The organism is Pseudomonas citronellolis (genome assembly GCF_001586155.1).
GTDB classification, from domain to species: Bacteria; Pseudomonadota; Gammaproteobacteria; order Pseudomonadales; family Pseudomonadaceae; genus Pseudomonas; species Pseudomonas citronellolis.
The window spans coordinates 3,198,091-3,214,514 of record NZ_CP014158.1; the positions used below are offsets into that span (position 1 = coordinate 3,198,091).

At 62.4% G+C, this 16,424-nt stretch carries 7 protein-coding genes, 2 tRNA genes and 3 rRNA genes; 9 read left to right on the top strand and 3 right to left on the bottom strand.

The features are described 5' to 3' along the window. Window positions 1-90 precede the first annotated feature (90 nt). Complete coding sequence (locus tag PcP3B5_RS14135) at window positions 91-741, top strand: cell wall hydrolase (protein ID WP_061563260.1); 651 nt, start codon at window positions 91-93, stop codon at window positions 739-741. Between the two features lie 464 nt (window positions 742-1,205). On the opposite strand, the gene PcP3B5_RS14140 is transcribed toward PcP3B5_RS14135, so the two are convergent. Next, window positions 1,206-3,380, bottom strand: a complete 2,175-nt coding sequence (locus PcP3B5_RS14140; protein WP_082816328.1) for a TonB-dependent siderophore receptor — start codon at window positions 3,378-3,380, stop codon at window positions 1,206-1,208. A 671-nt stretch (window positions 3,381-4,051) separates the two neighbouring features. Next, window positions 4,052-5,761, bottom strand: coding sequence for an amidase (locus tag PcP3B5_RS14145; protein WP_061561622.1), 1,710 nt, complete (start codon window positions 5,759-5,761; stop codon window positions 4,052-4,054). A 226-nt stretch (window positions 5,762-5,987) separates the two neighbouring features. Here PcP3B5_RS14145 and PcP3B5_RS14150 point away from each other — a divergent pair, with 226 nt between their 5' ends. The 8 genes from PcP3B5_RS14150 (at window position 5,988) to PcP3B5_RS14185 (ending at window position 16,046) form a co-directional block, all read left to right on the top strand. Further along, window positions 5,988-6,641, top strand: a complete 654-nt coding sequence (locus PcP3B5_RS14150; protein ID WP_061561623.1) for an alpha/beta hydrolase — start codon at window positions 5,988-5,990, stop codon at window positions 6,639-6,641. 611 nt (window positions 6,642-7,252) lie between these two features. Continuing rightward, window positions 7,253-8,789, top strand: a 16S ribosomal RNA gene (locus PcP3B5_RS14155). An 80-nt stretch (window positions 8,790-8,869) separates the two neighbouring features. Further along, a tRNA-Ile gene (locus PcP3B5_RS14160) sits at window positions 8,870-8,946 on the top strand. A 15-nt stretch (window positions 8,947-8,961) separates the two neighbouring features. Then, window positions 8,962-9,037 (top strand) — tRNA-Ala (locus PcP3B5_RS14165). 234 nt (window positions 9,038-9,271) lie between these two features. After that, window positions 9,272-12,161: ribosomal RNA gene (locus PcP3B5_RS14170) — 23S ribosomal RNA — on the top strand. A 134-nt stretch (window positions 12,162-12,295) separates the two neighbouring features. Continuing rightward, a 5S ribosomal RNA gene (gene rrf / locus PcP3B5_RS14175) occupies window positions 12,296-12,411 on the top strand. The 16S, 23S and 5S rRNA genes sit together here with 2 tRNA genes alongside, the layout of an rRNA operon. Window positions 12,412-12,979: 568 nt before the next feature. Continuing rightward, window positions 12,980-14,266, top strand: a complete 1,287-nt coding sequence (locus PcP3B5_RS14180; RefSeq protein ID WP_009620163.1) for a dicarboxylate/amino acid:cation symporter — start codon at window positions 12,980-12,982, stop codon at window positions 14,264-14,266. Window positions 14,267-14,351: 85 nt separating this feature from the next. Continuing rightward, window positions 14,352-16,046, top strand: a complete 1,695-nt coding sequence (locus PcP3B5_RS14185) for an NAD-dependent malic enzyme (protein WP_043272928.1) — start codon at window positions 14,352-14,354, stop codon at window positions 16,044-16,046. 22 nt (window positions 16,047-16,068) lie between these two features. Here the strand turns inward: PcP3B5_RS14185 and PcP3B5_RS14190 are convergent, their stop codons facing one another. After that, window positions 16,069-16,419: a hypothetical protein gene (locus PcP3B5_RS14190; RefSeq protein WP_061563262.1), complete on the bottom strand. Its 351-nt coding sequence runs from the start codon at window positions 16,417-16,419 to the stop codon at window positions 16,069-16,071. Window positions 16,420-16,424: the final 5 nt, after the last annotated feature.

Sequence of the window (16,424 nt, forward strand, 5' to 3'; positions counted from 1 at the left end):
CCAGCGCGGCGGTCTACAGAACCGAGCGAAGCCGGCCGGCAGCGCCGCGAACAGGCGTGGCGCGCCAGGTGCCGGCGAGTGAGGTCGATCATGCGCTGGACAGCCCGGGTAGCGTGCATCGTCGCCTTGCTGTTCGGCGCCCCGGCATTCGCCGGGCCGCTCGGGCAGAAGGCCGCGGTGGCGGAGAACAAGGCCGAGGTGCTCGAGGAGCAGGCGGCCGAGCAGGGGGCGACCGGCACGGCCGCCCAGGTCAGGCCCATCACCCGCAGCGAAGCCCGCGCCGTGGACCCGGCCGGGGAGGCGCCGCTGGACGACGCCATCACCTGCCTGGCCCGCTCCGTTTATTGGGAGGCCAAGGGCGCATCGCGCGGGGATATGGAGGCGGTGGCCAACGTGGTGATGAACCGGGTGGCCAGCAAGGACTTCCCCGATACCGTCTGCGCCGTGGTCAAGCAGGGTTCGGAGAGCAGGAGCTGCCAGTTCTCCTGGTGGTGCGATGGCCGCCCCGACCAGGTGGTGGAGGAAAAGCGCTACGACCTGGCCCGCGACATAGCGCGCAAGGCGCTCAACCGCCAGTTGCCCGACCGCACCGACGGCGCGCTGTACTTCCACGACCGCCACGTCAGGCCGTCCTGGGCGAGGACCTACCTGAGGACGGCGCGGACCGAGCACTTCCTGTTCTACAAACCGCGCCTGGGCGGCGAGCCGCTAGCCCGCAGCGGGGCGGGACGGCGGCCGTGAGCGGGAGCGGCGGTCTTGTCGGGCCCGTAGGATGGGTTGAGCGAAGCGATACCCATCGCCACGGCCGCATGGGTTTCGCAAGCTCAACCCATCCTACGAAAAGCACCTCGGTACAGGGGGCAAACCGTAGGAGATTCATCCGCGATCCGGCCGGCAGGCCGGCGTGTGTCGGTGACCGCGGACGGAGTCTCATACCCCTGCCATTCCCATGTAGGAGCGCGCCCTGCGCGCGATTCGCGGGCAGGGCCCGCTTACAGGGAGGGTGCAAGGGGTTGGCCGGCGTGTATTGGTGATCGTGGATTAGGGTACGAGCGGGCACGGCTTCTCGTAGGAGAGAGCTTGCTCGCGAACAAGCCCCGTAGCGGAGTCTGTTCGCGAGCAAGAACCAGGCGTCCCTCTCGATCCTACGAAGAGCACCTCGGCGCAGCCTGCAAGGCAGTTGCTCCTACGGTGCTCCGGGGGCGTTACATGGAGTACTTGACGCTGAACATCAGGTTGCGCGGCTCGCCGTAGTTCAGGTTGCCGAAGCTGATGCCGCTGTAATAGTACTTGTCGAAGATGTTGTTGAAGTTGACGCGGGTGTCGATGTTCTCGCTGACCTTGTAGCCGAGCATGGCGTCGACCACGGTGTAGCCGCCCTGCTGGAAGCCGGTTTCCGTATCTTCGGTCTTGCTCTGGGTGGTCAGGTTGCCGCCCACGCGCCATTTGTGCAGGTCGCCCGGCAGGGTATAGGTGCTGGCCAGCTTGAACAGGTGGCGCGGCTTGCTCGGGTCGAAGGGCTTGCCGACGTTGGATTCGTCGGCGTCATGCTTGTACTTCGCGTCGACGTAGGTGTAGCCCACCATCGCCTGCCAGCCTTCGCTCAGCTCGCCGCTCAGTTCCATGTCCACGCCCTGGCTGCGGACCTTGCCGGAGGCGCGCTGGCAGTAGTCGAAGGAGCTGGGGTTGGCCGGGCACGGGTTGGGGCTGCTGGTGTCGTCGGTGGCGCGGTTTTCCTGGTCCACCTGGAACAGCGCGATCTGCGAGTTCAGCGCGCCGCCGAAGTGCTCGCCCTTCAGGCCGATCTCGTAGTTCTTGCCGGTGATGGGGGTGAGTACGTTGCCGGTGGCGTCCAGCGTGTCCTGGGGTTTGAAGATGTCGGTGTAGCTGGCGTAGACCGAGTAGGTGTCGTTGAGGTCGTAGATCACCCCGGCGTAGCGGGTGACCTTGCGGGTGACCTTGAGGACGTCGGTGTCGCCGTGGGCGTCGGCCTCGTACCAGTCCAGGCGGCCGCCGAGGATGACCTTGAGCGGGTCGGCGATGTTCAGCCGGGTGGTGACGTAGGTGCCTTTCTGCTCCTGGTCGAGCTTCATGCCCCAGAGGTTCATGTCGATGCTCGGCTTGAGGGTCGAGGCCGGGTCCCACTGCGTCGGGTCCATCTCGCCCAGCGGCGTGCCATCCTTCTTGAACAGGTCGCCCCAGCCGCCGTGGCCGTCGAAGCGCTCCTGGCGATAGCTGGCGCCCATCACCAGCTCGTGCTCGCGGCCCAGCAGCTGGAAGGGGCCGTTGGCGAAGGCGTCGTAGCTCTCGTGGTCGTCGGTGTAGTCGTACTTGCCGGCGCCCTGGGTCATGGTCGGGCAGTCCTGGGTGTAGTAGCAGCTGTTGTACAGGCCGAGCATGTTGATGCGCGCCCACAGCTTGTCGGCCGCCAGCTTCATCTGCCAGCCGTTGTCGAAGCGGTGGGTCAGGTCGCTGAACAGGTGGGTGGTCTTGGTATCCCAGTAGGACCAGTCGGCACCGTAGTAGTCGGAGCGCTTCAGGTCCAGGTGGCGGCCGCCCAGCGGGGCGGGCAGGCCCACCCAGTTGTCGTTGCGGTTGTCGTCCTGGTAGGAGGCGCCGATGGCCAGGGTGGTGTCCGGGCTCAGGTCGGCCTCGGTGATGCCGTAGAGCACGCCGCGCTCGCTGCTGACGTAGTCCTGGAAGCTGTCCTTGGTCTGGTAGGCCATCACGGCGCGGCCGCGCAGGGTGCCTTCGCTGTTCAGCGGGCCGGAGACGTCGGCTTCGCTGCGGTAGCGGTCCCAGGTGCCGGCGCTGCCCTCCAGGCTCATGTGGAAGTCCTGGGTGGGGCGCTTGCGCACCATGTTGATGGCCGCCGCCGGGTTGCCGGCGCCCTGCATCAGGCCGGTGGCGCCGCGCACCACTTCGACGCGGTCGAACATCGCGAGGTCCGCCGCGGAGATCACGTCCTGGGTGTAGGTGGAGATGCTGGTGGGCAGGCCGTCGTACATGATGTTGTCGACGTCGAAGCCGCGCGAGGCGTAGCTCACCCGCGCCGGGCCGTACTGCTGGACGGTCAGGCCGGTGACGCCCTTCACCGCGTCGTTGAGGTCGTTCATGCCCTGGTCGTCCATGCGCTGGCGGGTCACCACGCTGACCGACTGCGGCGTCTCGCGGATCGACATGGGGATCTTGGTCGAGGTGCGCATGGCCTTGGTGGTGTAGGAGCCGCTGCCTTCGGTGGTGGCGGCTGCGGCGGGGTCCTGGGTACCGAGCACCTCGGTGGCGCCCAGGTCCACACGGTCATCCTTGGCCGCGGCCTGGATGGCCAGGGGGAGGGCGGAGAGGCTTAGCAACAGGGCGCTGGATACTACTTGTCTCATTTTGCAGGGTCCTGGTCGGATGTAAGCCGCATGAGGCCGTGGCAGAGGCCGGCTGCGATTCTTGTTTACGTAGGAAATCGGAGAGGGATTTCTCCGCCGGCAAAATGGTAAGGAAAGGTAAATATGTTGTAAATAAAAACAATTAGCATTTACAGATTGTCACCAAGGTGGCCTTGAGGGGCGGCTGTTTCCAGGGAGGGATCATCGCGGACGGAGTCCGGGGGGAGCACGGACGTAGGAGCCGTGCCCACCTGCAATGTAGGAGCAACCGTCTTGCGCCGAGGAGCTCTTCGTAGGATGGGTTGAGCTTGCGATACCCATGCTGCCGTGGTGATGGGTATCGCTTCGCTCAACGCCATCCTACGAAAAGCCGTGCTTCCTGGAACCGTAGGACTCCGTCCGCGATTGGCCACCGGCCATGCAAGTCGTCGGACATCGGTGCTCCGGCCAGCGGCGGATAACCGCGAACGGTTATTCGCCCTACGCGCTGTCGGCAGAGGAGGATTCTTCCTGCGACCGGGCTTTCATTTCCGGCTGAGGGGGAATGTCGTAGGCGTTTGGTGTGGGGCAGGTCGGCTACCCATGCGCCTTACATGGCGCTACTTGCAGCGCGTACCGCAGGTAGCCGTTGGGTGAGGTGCCCAGGTGGCGGAAGCCTGCCCGTGGCCTCGTCAGCCTTGTGCCAGCGGCGGGGTGCGCGGCGGGACGATGCGGCGCTTGCCGGTCGACTCGAAGGCTGCGGCGAAGCGCAGCAGGGCCGAGTCGTCGTAGGCGCGGCCGGCGAAGGTCAGGCCCACCGGCATGCCGATGTCCGCCATCACGCCCATGGGCACCGTCACCGTGGGCACGCCCAGGTGGCGGATGGCGAGGTTGCCGTTGGCGACCCACACGCCGTTGCTCCAGGCGATGTCCGCCGAGGCCGGGTTGACGTCGGCGTCCGCCGGGCCCACGTCGGCCACGGTGGGGAAGAGCACGGCGTCGAGGCCGAGTTCGTCCATCCAGTCTTCCAGGTCGAGCTTGCGCGTCTTCTCCAGGCCGCGCAGGCCATCGGGCAGGGTGGCGATCTGGTCCCAGGGCTTGATGCCGCGCTGGGCCATGCGCACGTATTCGTCCATGCCGGCGGCGAGGTCGCCCTCGCGGTTGGGCAGGGTGCCGGGGTCGTGGGGGAAGATCAGCTCGCCCTGCACGTCGGCCAGGCGGTTCAGTTTGGGATCGCCGTTGGCCCGCAGGAAGTCGTCGAAGGCCCAGCCGCTCAGCTCCCACAGCTCGTCGTGGAGGAACTCCTTGGAGACGATGCCGCGGTTGAACACCGTCGGCGCGCCGGGGCGGTCGCCCTCGCAATTGGAAACCAGCGGGAAGTCCACCTCGACCACTTCGGCGCCGGCCGCTTCCAGGGCCTTGCGGGCCTGTTCCCAGAGGGCGATCACCGAGGGCCGGGTGTGGATGCGCTGCCCGGTCGGGCCACCGATGCCGGGGTTCTCGCTGGTGCCGGCCGCTTCATCCTTGTTGATGAACATGCGCGGCACGCCGAGGCGCTTGCCGGCCAGGGCGTCGGCCTTGGCGGCCAGTTCCAGGTAGGACGCCGGGCGCACCGAGGCGACGTCGGGGATCGGCACCCAGGGTTGCAGGCGCCACAGGTCGCCGCGCTTGTCGGCGTCCTCGGCCACCACCACGTCCAGCACTTGCAGCAGGTCGGCCATGCTCCGGGCGTAGGGCACCACCACGTCCATGGTCGGCGTCAGCGGCCAGTTGCCGCGCACCGAGATCACCCCGCGCGACGGGGTATAGGCGCACAGGCCGTTGTTCGAGGCCGGGCCGCGGCCGCTGGACCAGGTTTCCTCGGCCAGGCCGAAGGCGCAGAAGCTGGCCGCGGTGGCCGTGCCCGCGCCGTTGGACGAGCCGGAGGCGAAGGGCGCGGTGAGGTAGGCGGCGTTGTAGGGGCTTTCGGCGCGGCCATACACGCCGCGCTGCATGCCGCCGTTGGCCATGGGCGGCATGTTGGTCTTGCCCAGACAGATGGCGCCGGCGGCGCGCAGGCGCTCGATGGTGAAGGCGTCGCGGTAGGCCACCAGGTCCTTGAAGGCCGGGCTGCCGGAAGCCGCGGTCAGGCCCTTCACCAGGTAGCTGTCCTTGGCGGTGTAGGGGATGCCGTCCAGCGGGCCCAGCGTCTGGCCGCGGGCGCGGCGCGCGTCGGAGGCCTCGGCCTCCGCCAGCGCATCGGGGTTGCGCACCACGACCGCGTTCAGCGCGGTGGGGGTGTCGGCGCCGTCGTAGGCGTCGATCCGCGCGAGATAGGCCTTGACCAGCTCGACCGCGGTGGTGCGGCCGGACTCGAGCGCGTCGCGCAGCTCGGCAATGGAAACCTCGGTTACCTCGATCATGCTGTCACCGCCGCTTGCAGGTGGGTGGTCGCGAAATCGGCTTTCATACTGTCCTCGTTCACTTCTTGTTCGGCGCCCCGGCTTCCGGGGCAGGCCGCCGGGCACTGGGTCGGCGGCAGTTGATCAGTGTATCAGTGGCGGGGACCGGCGGCTGCCGTCATCCGCTCGTGCTCCTGCGCCCGCCTGCAGTACCCTGGCCGCCCGCTTTATGAACGAGAACACCGCGATGCCCGATGAAGACCGCAACCCGCTGCTGATCGATGGCCCGGCAGGCCGGATCCAACTGCTCATCGACGCCCCGGCCGGCCCGCCCCGCGGCGTGGCCATGGTCAGCCACCCGCAGCCGCTGCTCGGCGGCAGCCCACGGCACCTGGTGCCGCTGACCCTGGCGCGGCGCCTGAGCAAGGCCGGCTGGCTGGCGGTGCGCCCGAGCTTCCGTGGGGTGGACGGTACCGAGGGCGAGTACGCCGAAGGCATCGGCGAGGCGCAGGACAGCCAGGCGGTGGCCGCCTATCTGCGCGAGCGCTACCCGGACCTGCCGCTGGCGCTGGTGGGCTTCTCCTTCGGCGCCTACGTGTTTGCCCGCACCGCCCGCGACCTGGCGCAGCCGGCCGAGGCCGTGGTACTGATGGGCCTGCCGGTGGGCGCGGTGCCCGGCGGCCGGCACTACGAACCCATGTCGCTACCGGCGGACTGCCTTCTATTGCACGGCGAGGCCGATGAAATGGCGCCGCTGGCCAATCTGCTGGACTGGGCGCGGCCCGAACAGCGCCCGGTCACCCTGTTCGCCGGCGCCAACCACTTCTTCAAGGGCTGCCTGGACCGCGCGGTGGACCAGGTGCTGGCCCACTTGCGCAGTGTGGAGCAGCCGCTGGGCTGAGGTGCCTCAGCCGGCCTTGGCCGTGCGCACGGATGCAGGGCGCACGGCGAATGCATCGCCTTCTCGGAGAGATATCGCGGGGATGCAGCGGGAGGGGAACTTGTTGCCGTAGAGATGTCTACAGAAGCGGTTCCCCGCCCCGTCGGCATCGGGCGATGCTTCAGCGGTGGGGTGGGGAATCACCTCCCTGGCCTCGGGCAGCAGCCCTACGGCCCGTTCTATATATAGATGAGCGTGTGCGCCTGAATCGGCAGCGAGAAGCATCGTTTTGAAAGAAGCTGTTGACAGCTATTCGGATGTCTATATAATTCGCCGCCCGTCAACTGGCAAAGCCCACTGGGTTTTACATAAGACGCTGAATTTAAAGAAAATATTTTTTAAATCAGGTGTTGACGGGAAGCGAGGTTGCTGTAGAATGCGCGGCCTCGGTTGAGACGAAAGCCTTAACCAACTGCTCTTTAACAAGTTGAATCAAGCAATTCGTGTGGGTGCTTGTGGGTTAAGACTGGTGATCGCAAGATTATCAGCATCACAAGTAACACTCGTGAATTCGAGAGTTTTTTGCGATTGCTGAGCCAAGTTTAGGGTTTTCTCAAAACCCGATCAGTATTGAACTGAAGAGTTTGATCATGGCTCAGATTGAACGCTGGCGGCAGGCCTAACACATGCAAGTCGAGCGGATGAAGGGAGCTTGCTCCCGGATTCAGCGGCGGACGGGTGAGTAATGCCTAGGAATCTGCCTGGTAGTGGGGGACAACGTTCCGAAAGGAGCGCTAATACCGCATACGTCCTACGGGAGAAAGTGGGGGATCTTCGGACCTCACGCTATCAGATGAGCCTAGGTCGGATTAGCTAGTAGGTGGGGTAATGGCTCACCTAGGCGACGATCCGTAACTGGTCTGAGAGGATGATCAGTCACACTGGAACTGAGACACGGTCCAGACTCCTACGGGAGGCAGCAGTGGGGAATATTGGACAATGGGCGAAAGCCTGATCCAGCCATGCCGCGTGTGTGAAGAAGGTCTTCGGATTGTAAAGCACTTTAAGTTGGGAGGAAGGGCAGTAAGTTAATACCTTGCTGTTTTGACGTTACCAACAGAATAAGCACCGGCTAACTTCGTGCCAGCAGCCGCGGTAATACGAAGGGTGCAAGCGTTAATCGGAATTACTGGGCGTAAAGCGCGCGTAGGTGGTTTGGTAAGATGGATGTGAAATCCCCGGGCTCAACCTGGGAACTGCATCCATAACTGCCTGACTAGAGTACGGTAGAGGGTGGTGGAATTTCCTGTGTAGCGGTGAAATGCGTAGATATAGGAAGGAACACCAGTGGCGAAGGCGACCACCTGGACTGATACTGACACTGAGGTGCGAAAGCGTGGGGAGCAAACAGGATTAGATACCCTGGTAGTCCACGCCGTAAACGATGTCGACTAGCCGTTGGGATCCTTGAGATCTTAGTGGCGCAGCTAACGCGATAAGTCGACCGCCTGGGGAGTACGGCCGCAAGGTTAAAACTCAAATGAATTGACGGGGGCCCGCACAAGCGGTGGAGCATGTGGTTTAATTCGAAGCAACGCGAAGAACCTTACCTGGCCTTGACATGTCCGGAATCCTGCAGAGATGCGGGAGTGCCTTCGGGAATCGGAACACAGGTGCTGCATGGCTGTCGTCAGCTCGTGTCGTGAGATGTTGGGTTAAGTCCCGTAACGAGCGCAACCCTTGTCCTTAGTTACCAGCACGTTATGGTGGGCACTCTAAGGAGACTGCCGGTGACAAACCGGAGGAAGGTGGGGATGACGTCAAGTCATCATGGCCCTTACGGCCAGGGCTACACACGTGCTACAATGGTCGGTACAGAGGGTTGCCAAGCCGCGAGGTGGAGCTAATCCCAGAAAACCGATCGTAGTCCGGATCGCAGTCTGCAACTCGACTGCGTGAAGTCGGAATCGCTAGTAATCGTGAATCAGAATGTCACGGTGAATACGTTCCCGGGCCTTGTACACACCGCCCGTCACACCATGGGAGTGGGTTGCTCCAGAAGTAGCTAGTCTAACCGCAAGGGGGACGGTTACCACGGAGTGATTCATGACTGGGGTGAAGTCGTAACAAGGTAGCCGTAGGGGAACCTGCGGCTGGATCACCTCCTTAATCGAAGATCCCGGCTTTCTCATAAGCTCCCACACGAATTGCTTGATTCACTGGTAAGCGACGGTTAGGCAACCCTATATGGGTCTGTAGCTCAGTCGGTTAGAGCGCACCCCTGATAAGGGTGAGGTCGGCAGTTCGAATCTGCCCAGACCCACCAATCGTTGGAAATTAGGGGGCCATAGCTCAGCTGGGAGAGCGCCTGCTTTGCACGCAGGAGGTCAGGAGTTCGATCCTCCTTGGCTCCACCATCTCCGAATCGTTGTAAAGCTCAGACAGGAATGTTCGATAGATCGAACCTTGCTGTCTGGTCTTTGTACCGGAACCGTTCTTTAAAAATTTGGGTATGTGATAGAAGTAGACTGAATGATCTCTTTCACTGGGGATTGTTCAAGTCAAGGTAAAATTTGCGAGTTCAAGCGCGAATTTTCGGCGAATGTCGTCTTCACGTTCGAGACGTATGACCAGATTGCTTGGGGTTATATGGTCAAGTGAAGAAGCGCATACGGTGGATGCCTTGGCAGTCAGAGGCGATGAAAGACGTGGTAGCCTGCGATAAGCTTCGGGGAGTCGGCAAACAGACTTTGATCCGGAGATCTCTGAATGGGGAAACCCAGCCAGCACAAGCTGGTTATCACACACTGAATCCATAGGTGTGTGAGGCGAACCAGGGGAACTGAAACATCTAAGTACCCTGAGGAACAGAAATCAACCGAGATTCCCTTAGTAGTGGCGAGCGAACGGGGACTAGCCCTTAAGCTTCTTAGAATCTAACAGAACGCTCTGGAAAGTGCGGCCATAGTGGGTGATAGCCCCGTATGTGAAAGGTTCTTGGAAGTGAAATCGAGTAGGACGGCGCACGTGAAACGTTGTCTGAACATGGGGGGACCATCCTCCAAGGCTAAATACTACTGACTGACCGATAGTGAACCAGTACCGTGAGGGAAAGGCGAAAAGAACCCCGGAGAGGGGAGTGAAATAGAACCTGAAACCGTATGCGTACAAGCAGTGGGAGCCCACTTGTTGGGTGACTGCGTACCTTTTGTATAATGGGTCAGCGACTTATATTCAGTGGCGAGCTTAACCGAATAGGGGAGGCGTAGCGAAAGCGAGTCTTAATAGGGCGTTTAGTCGCTGGGTATAGACCCGAAACCGGGCGATCTATCCATGAGCAGGTTGAAGGTTAGGTAACACTGACTGGAGGACCGAACCCACTCCCGTTGAAAAGGTAGGGGATGACTTGTGGATCGGAGTGAAAGGCTAATCAAGCTCGGAGATAGCTGGTTCTCCTCGAAAGCTATTTAGGTAGCGCCTCACGTATCACTCCAGGGGGTAGAGCACTGTTTCGGCTAGGGGGTCATCCCGACTTACCAAACCGATGCAAACTCCGAATACCTGGAAGTGTCAGCGTGGGAGACACACGGCGGGTGCTAACGTCCGTCGTGAAAAGGGAAACAACCCAGACCGTCAGCTAAGGTCCCAAAGTTGTGGTTAAGTGGTAAACGATGTGGGAAGGCTTAGACAGCTAGGAGGTTGGCTTAGAAGCAGCCACCCTTTAAAGAAAGCGTAATAGCTCACTAGTCGAGTCGGCCTGCGCGGAAGATGTAACGGGGCTCAAACCACACACCGAAGCTACGGGTGCATCGCAAGATGCGCGGTAGAGGAGCGTTCTGTAAGCCTGTGAAGGTGAGTTGAGAAGCTTGCTGGAGGTATCAGAAGTGCGAATGCTGACATGAGTAACGACAATGGGAGTGAAAAACTCCCACGCCGAAAGACCAAGGGTTCCTGCGCAACGTTAATCGACGCAGGGTTAGTCGGCCCCTAAGGCGAGGCAGAAATGCGTAGTCGATGGGAAACAGGTTAATATTCCTGTACTTCTAGTTACTGCGATGGAGGGACGGAGAAGGCTAGGCCAGCTTGGCGTTGGTTGTCCAAGTTTAAGGTTGTAGGCTGGGCACTTAGGCAAATCCGGGTGTTCAAGGCCGAGAGCTGATGACGAGCTTTCTTTTAGAGAGCGAAGTGGTTGATGCCATGCTTCCAGGAAAAGCTTCTAAGCTTCAGGTAACTAGGAACCGTACCCGAAACCGACACAGGTGGTCGGGTAGAGAATACCAAGGCGCTTGAGAGAACTCGGGTGAAGGAACTAGGCAAAATGGCACCGTAACTTCGGGAGAAGGTGCGCCGGTGAGGGTGAAGTATTTACTGCGTAAGCCCACGCCGGTCGAAGATACCAGGCCGCTGCGACTGTTTATTAAAAACACAGCACTCTGCAAACACGAAAGTGGACGTATAGGGTGTGACGCCTGCCCGGTGCCGGAAGGTTAATTGATGGGGTTAGCGAAAGCGAAGCTCTTGATCGAAGCCCCGGTAAACGGCGGCCGTAACTATAACGGTCCTAAGGTAGCGAAATTCCTTGTCGGGTAAGTTCCGACCTGCACGAATGGCGTAACGATGGCGGCGCTGTCTCCACCCGAGACTCAGTGAAATTGAAATCGCTGTGAAGATGCAGTGTATCCGCGGCTAGACGGAAAGACCCCGTGAACCTTTACTGTAGCTTTGCACTGGACTTTGAGCCTGCTTGTGTAGGATAGGTGGGAGGCTTTGAAGCGTGGACGCCAGTTCGCGTGGAGCCAACCTTGAAATACCACCCTGGCATGCTTGAGGTTCTAACTCTGGTCCGTGATCCGGATCGAGGACAGTGTATGGTGGGCAGTTTGACTGGGGCGGTCTCCTCCTAAAGAGTAACGGAGGAGTACGAAGGTGCGCTCAGACCGGTCGGAAATCGGTCGCAGAGTATAAAGGCAAAAGCGCGCTTGACTGCGAGACAGACACGTCGAGCAGGTACGAAAGTAGGTCTTAGTGATCCGGTGGTTCTGTATGGAAGGGCCATCGCTCAACGGATAAAAGGTACTCCGGGGATAACAGGCTGATACCGCCCAAGAGTTCATATCGACGGCGGTGTTTGGCACCTCGATGTCGGCTCATCACATCCTGGGGCTGAAGCCGGTCCCAAGGGTATGGCTGTTCGCCATTTAAAGTGGTACGCGAGCTGGGTTTAGAACGTCGTGAGACAGTTCGGTCCCTATCTGCCGTGGACGTTTGAGATTTGAGAGGGGCTGCTCCTAGTACGAGAGGACCGGAGTGGACGAACCTCTGGTGTTCCGGTTGTCACGCCAGTGGCACTGCCGGGTAGCTATGTTCGGAATAGATAACCGCTGAAAGCATCTAAGCGGGAAACTAGCCTCAAGATGAGATCTCACTGGGAACTTGATTCCCCTGAAGGGCCGTCGAAGACTACGACGTTGATAGGTCGGGTGTGTAAGCGCTGTGAGGCGTTGAGCTAACCGATACTAATTGCCCGTGAGGCTTGACCATATAACACCCAAACAATTTGTGTGTTAGACGGTGAAGTCGACGAACCGAAAGTTCGTGAGAACCGCAAAGAAGACCTGTCACATACCCGAATCAGGGTGAGCGTGTGCGTAAGCCACGAGCATCCGAAAGAATTGCTTGACGACCATAGAGCGTTGGAACCACCTGATCCCATCCCGAACTCAGCAGTGAAACGACGCATCGCCAATGGTAGTGTGGGGTTTCCCCATGTGAGAGTAGGTCATCGTCAAGCACCTATCCCAAAACCCCTGATCAGCCTGGCTGGTCGGGGGTTTTGCTTTGGCGCGCGGAAAAGCCGGAACGGCAGAAGCGCTCCCGGCGTAGGGCGCATAACGCCTACGGCGTTATCCGCCGTTTGGCCTTGGCTCCCGGCGGCTCCGGGGTTGGCCTGGGCACGGCCTGTGGCCTCGGTGTATCGGCGGATAACCGCGAACGGTTATTCGCCCTACGGCTTGCCCTGGGCCGGCTGTGGCGATGGGTATCGCTTCGCTCAACGCCATCCTACGCGTCCCGCCGACGCCACCATCCTACGCCGCCCCACCTGCGCCATTCCCCCTGTAGGAGCGCGCCCTGCGCGCGAATCGCGAGCAGGGCCCGCTCAGCAGGCAGACGTTCGGAACTTCGCCTCGCTGTGTAGCGCCTATAGTCAGAAACAATAGGTAACAAGTTCCCGGCCACCGCCACTGCTCGCCGGGAGTCCACCGTCTGCAGGACGCGCTCTCGAGGATGGGGAGGCCCGGTCGTGGAGTCGGGTGCCGTGGCCAGGAGGGCCGGCGCCGATCTGGAGAAAGGTAGCCGCCATGAGCAAGAAACCCTTCTACAAGAGCCTCTACGTGCAGGTGCTGATCGCCATTGCCATCGGCATCGCCCTGGGCCACTTCTATCCGCAGACCGCGGTGCTGATGAAGCCCCTGGGCGACGGCTTCGTCAAACTGATCAAGATGGCCATCGCGCCCATCATCTTCTGCACAGTGGTCACCGGCATCGCCGGCATGCAGAGCATGAAGGCGGTGGGCAAGACCGGTGGCATGGCGCTGCTGTACTTCGAGGTGGTTTCCACCATCGCCCTGATCATCGGCCTGGCGGTGGTCAACATCGTCCAGCCGGGTGTGGGCATGCACGTCGACCCGGCCAGCCTGGATACCAGCAAGGTCGCCGCCTACGCCTCGGCCGGCGAGAAACAGAGCACCATCGAGTTCCTGCTCAACATCATCCCCAACACCGTGGTCGGCGCCTTCGCCAACGGTGACATCCTCCAGGTGCTGTTCTTCTCCGTGCTGTTCGGCTACGCGCTGCACCGCATGGGCAGCCTGGGCCAGCCGATCTTCCTGTTCATCGAGCGTTTCACCCAGGTGATGTTCAACATCATCAACGTGATCATGAAGGTCGCTCCTATCGGCGCCTTCGGTGCCATGGCTTTCACCATCGGCGCCTATGGCGTGGGTTCGCTGGTGCAACTGGGCGAGCTGATGGCCTGCTTCTACCTCACCTGCATCCTCTTCGTGCTCCTCGTGCTGGGCAGCATCGCGCGCTTCCATGGCTTCAACATCCTGCGTTTCATCAACTACATCCGCGAGGAGCTGCTGATCGTTCTCGGCACTTCCTCGTCGGAGTCCGCGCTGCCGCGGATGATCGCCAAGATGGAGAAGCTGGGTTGCGACAAGACCGTGGTCGGCCTGGTGATTCCCACCGGCTATTCCTTCAACCTCGACGGCACTTCGATCTACCTGACCATGGCCGCGGTGTTCATTGCCCAGGCCACCGATACGCAGATGGACATCATCCACCAGGTCACCCTGCTGGCGGTGCTGCTGATCGCCTCCAAGGGCGCGGCCGGCGTCACCGGTTCGGGCTTCATCGTCCTGGCCGCCACCCTGTCCGCCGTGGGCCACCTGCCGGTCGCCGGCCTGGCGCTGATCCTCGGCATCGACCGCTTCATGTCCGAGGCCCGCGCCCTGACCAACCTGGTGGGCAACGGCGTGGCCACCGTTGTGGTAGCCAAGTGGTGCAAGGAGCTGGACGAGGAAACCCTGCATCGCGAACTGGCCGCCGGACCCTCGGCGCTCGAAGCATCGATGGATCATTGAAAGCTTCACGCGCTACCCTCTACGGCGCCCCTGCACGGGGCGCTGTCGTTTCCTGAAGCCCGTCATGCAGGCAGTGGAGAAAGCCATGACCGAACGCAAGTCGAACTACCCGCTGTACACCCACTATTCGGGCCCGGCCCTGCTGGAGATGCCGCTGCTGAACAAGGGCAGCGCCTTCAGCCCGCAGGAGCGCATCGACTTCAACCTCATCGGCCTGCTGCCGCAGACCGTGGAGACCATCGAGGAGCAGGCCGAGCGCGTCTACCAGCAGTACCTGCAATGCGCCTCCGACCTCGACCGGCACGTCTACCTGCGCTCCATCCAGGACAACAACGAGACGCTGTTCTTCCGCCTGCTCGAAGGCCACCTGGAGGAGATGCTGCCGATCATCTACACCCCCACGGTAGGCCAGGCCTGCCAGGACTTCTCGAAGATCTACCGCACCCACCGCGGGCTGTTCGTCTCCTGGCCGGACCGCGAGCGCATCGACGACGTGCTGCGCAGCGCCACCAAGGACAAAGTGAAGATCATCGTGGTCACCGACAGCGAGCGCATCCTCGGCCTGGGCGACCAGGGCATCGGCGGCATGGGCATCCCCATCGGCAAGCTGTCGCTGTACACCGCCTGCGGCGGCATCAGCCCGGCCTACACGCTTCCCATCGTGCTCGACGTGGGCACCAACAACCAGGCGCTGCTGGACGACCCGCTGTACATGGGCTGGCGCCACCCGCGCATCAGCGGCAAGGACTACGACGACTTCGTCGAGCTGTTCATCCGCGCCGTGCAGCGCCGCTGGCCGGGCGTGCTGCTGCAGTTCGAGGACTTCGCCCAGACCAACGCCATGCCTTTGCTTGCGCGCTACCGCGACCAGCTGTGCTGCTTCAACGACGACATCCAGGGCACCGCCTCGGTGGCGGTCGGCACCCTGCTGGCGGCGTGCAAGGTCAAGCAGCAGAAGCTCAGCGAGCAGGTGATCACCTTCGTCGGCGCTGGTTCCGCCGGCTGCGGCATCGCCGAGCACATCATCGCCGCCATGCAACTGGAAGGGCTGTCCGAGGCGCAGGCGCGCCAGCGCATCTTCATGGTCGACCGCCACGGCCTGCTGGTGGAGGGCATGGACGGCCTGCTGGACTTCCAGCGCAAGCTGGCGCAGAAGGCTGCCGACGTGGCCGACTGGCAGCGCGGCGAGGACGGCATCGGCCTGCTCGAAGTGGTCAGCCGGGCCAAGCCGACGGTGATGATCGGCGTTTCCGGGCAGCGCGGGCTGTTCAGCGAGGCGGTGATCCGCGAGATGTACAAGCACTGCCCGCTGCCGCTGGTGATGCCGCTGTCCAACCCGACCTCGCGGGTCGAGGCGACGCCGGCGGAAATCCTCCAGTGGACCGAGGGCCGCGCGCTGGTCGCCACCGGCAGCCCGTTCCAGCCGGTGGAGCATGGCGGACGCAGCATCCACATCGCCCAGTGCAACAACTCCTACATCTTCCCCGGCATTGGCCTGGGGGTGATCGCCGCCGGCGCCCGGCGCGTGACCGAGGCGATGCTGATGGCCGCCTCCAACGCCCTGGCCGAGTGCTCGCCGGTGGTGACGGGGGAGGGCGATGCGGTGCTGCCGCCGCTGCGCGACATCCAGCAGGTCAGCCGGCGCATCGCCTTCGCCGTGGCCAAGCAGGCCCAGGCCGAGGGCGTGGCGCTGGAAACCCCGGACGACATGCTCCAGGCCGCCATCGAGCGCAACTTCTGGGTGCCGCGCTACCGCGAGTACCGCCGTCGCTCGTTGTGAGGTTGCCGCTACAGGCGTTGCGCTAGCGCTTCCAGCGCCCGTGGCGCTCTTCGCCTGCCGGGCGCCCTGCGCGGCGCTCCTGCAGGGCGAACTGCAGGGCCTTGGCTGCGCCGGCGCCGAGCAGTCCGCCCAGCAGGGTGGCGACGACCTGCAGCAGCAGGCCCAGCGCGCTGGCGGCGTTCATCTCGCGCAGGAAGGTCGCCGCTTCCGGCCAGAGCGCCAGCCACAGGCCGACGAAGCCCAGCACCAGGTCGTACCAGAAGGCGCCGACCCCGGCGGGGCGGTAACCGCGAACGAAGAGGATGAAGGCACTGAAGGCCAGCGCCAGGAGCAGAGTGCCCAGCGTCTGGTTGAGCGCATCAGGACCGGACATGGCCA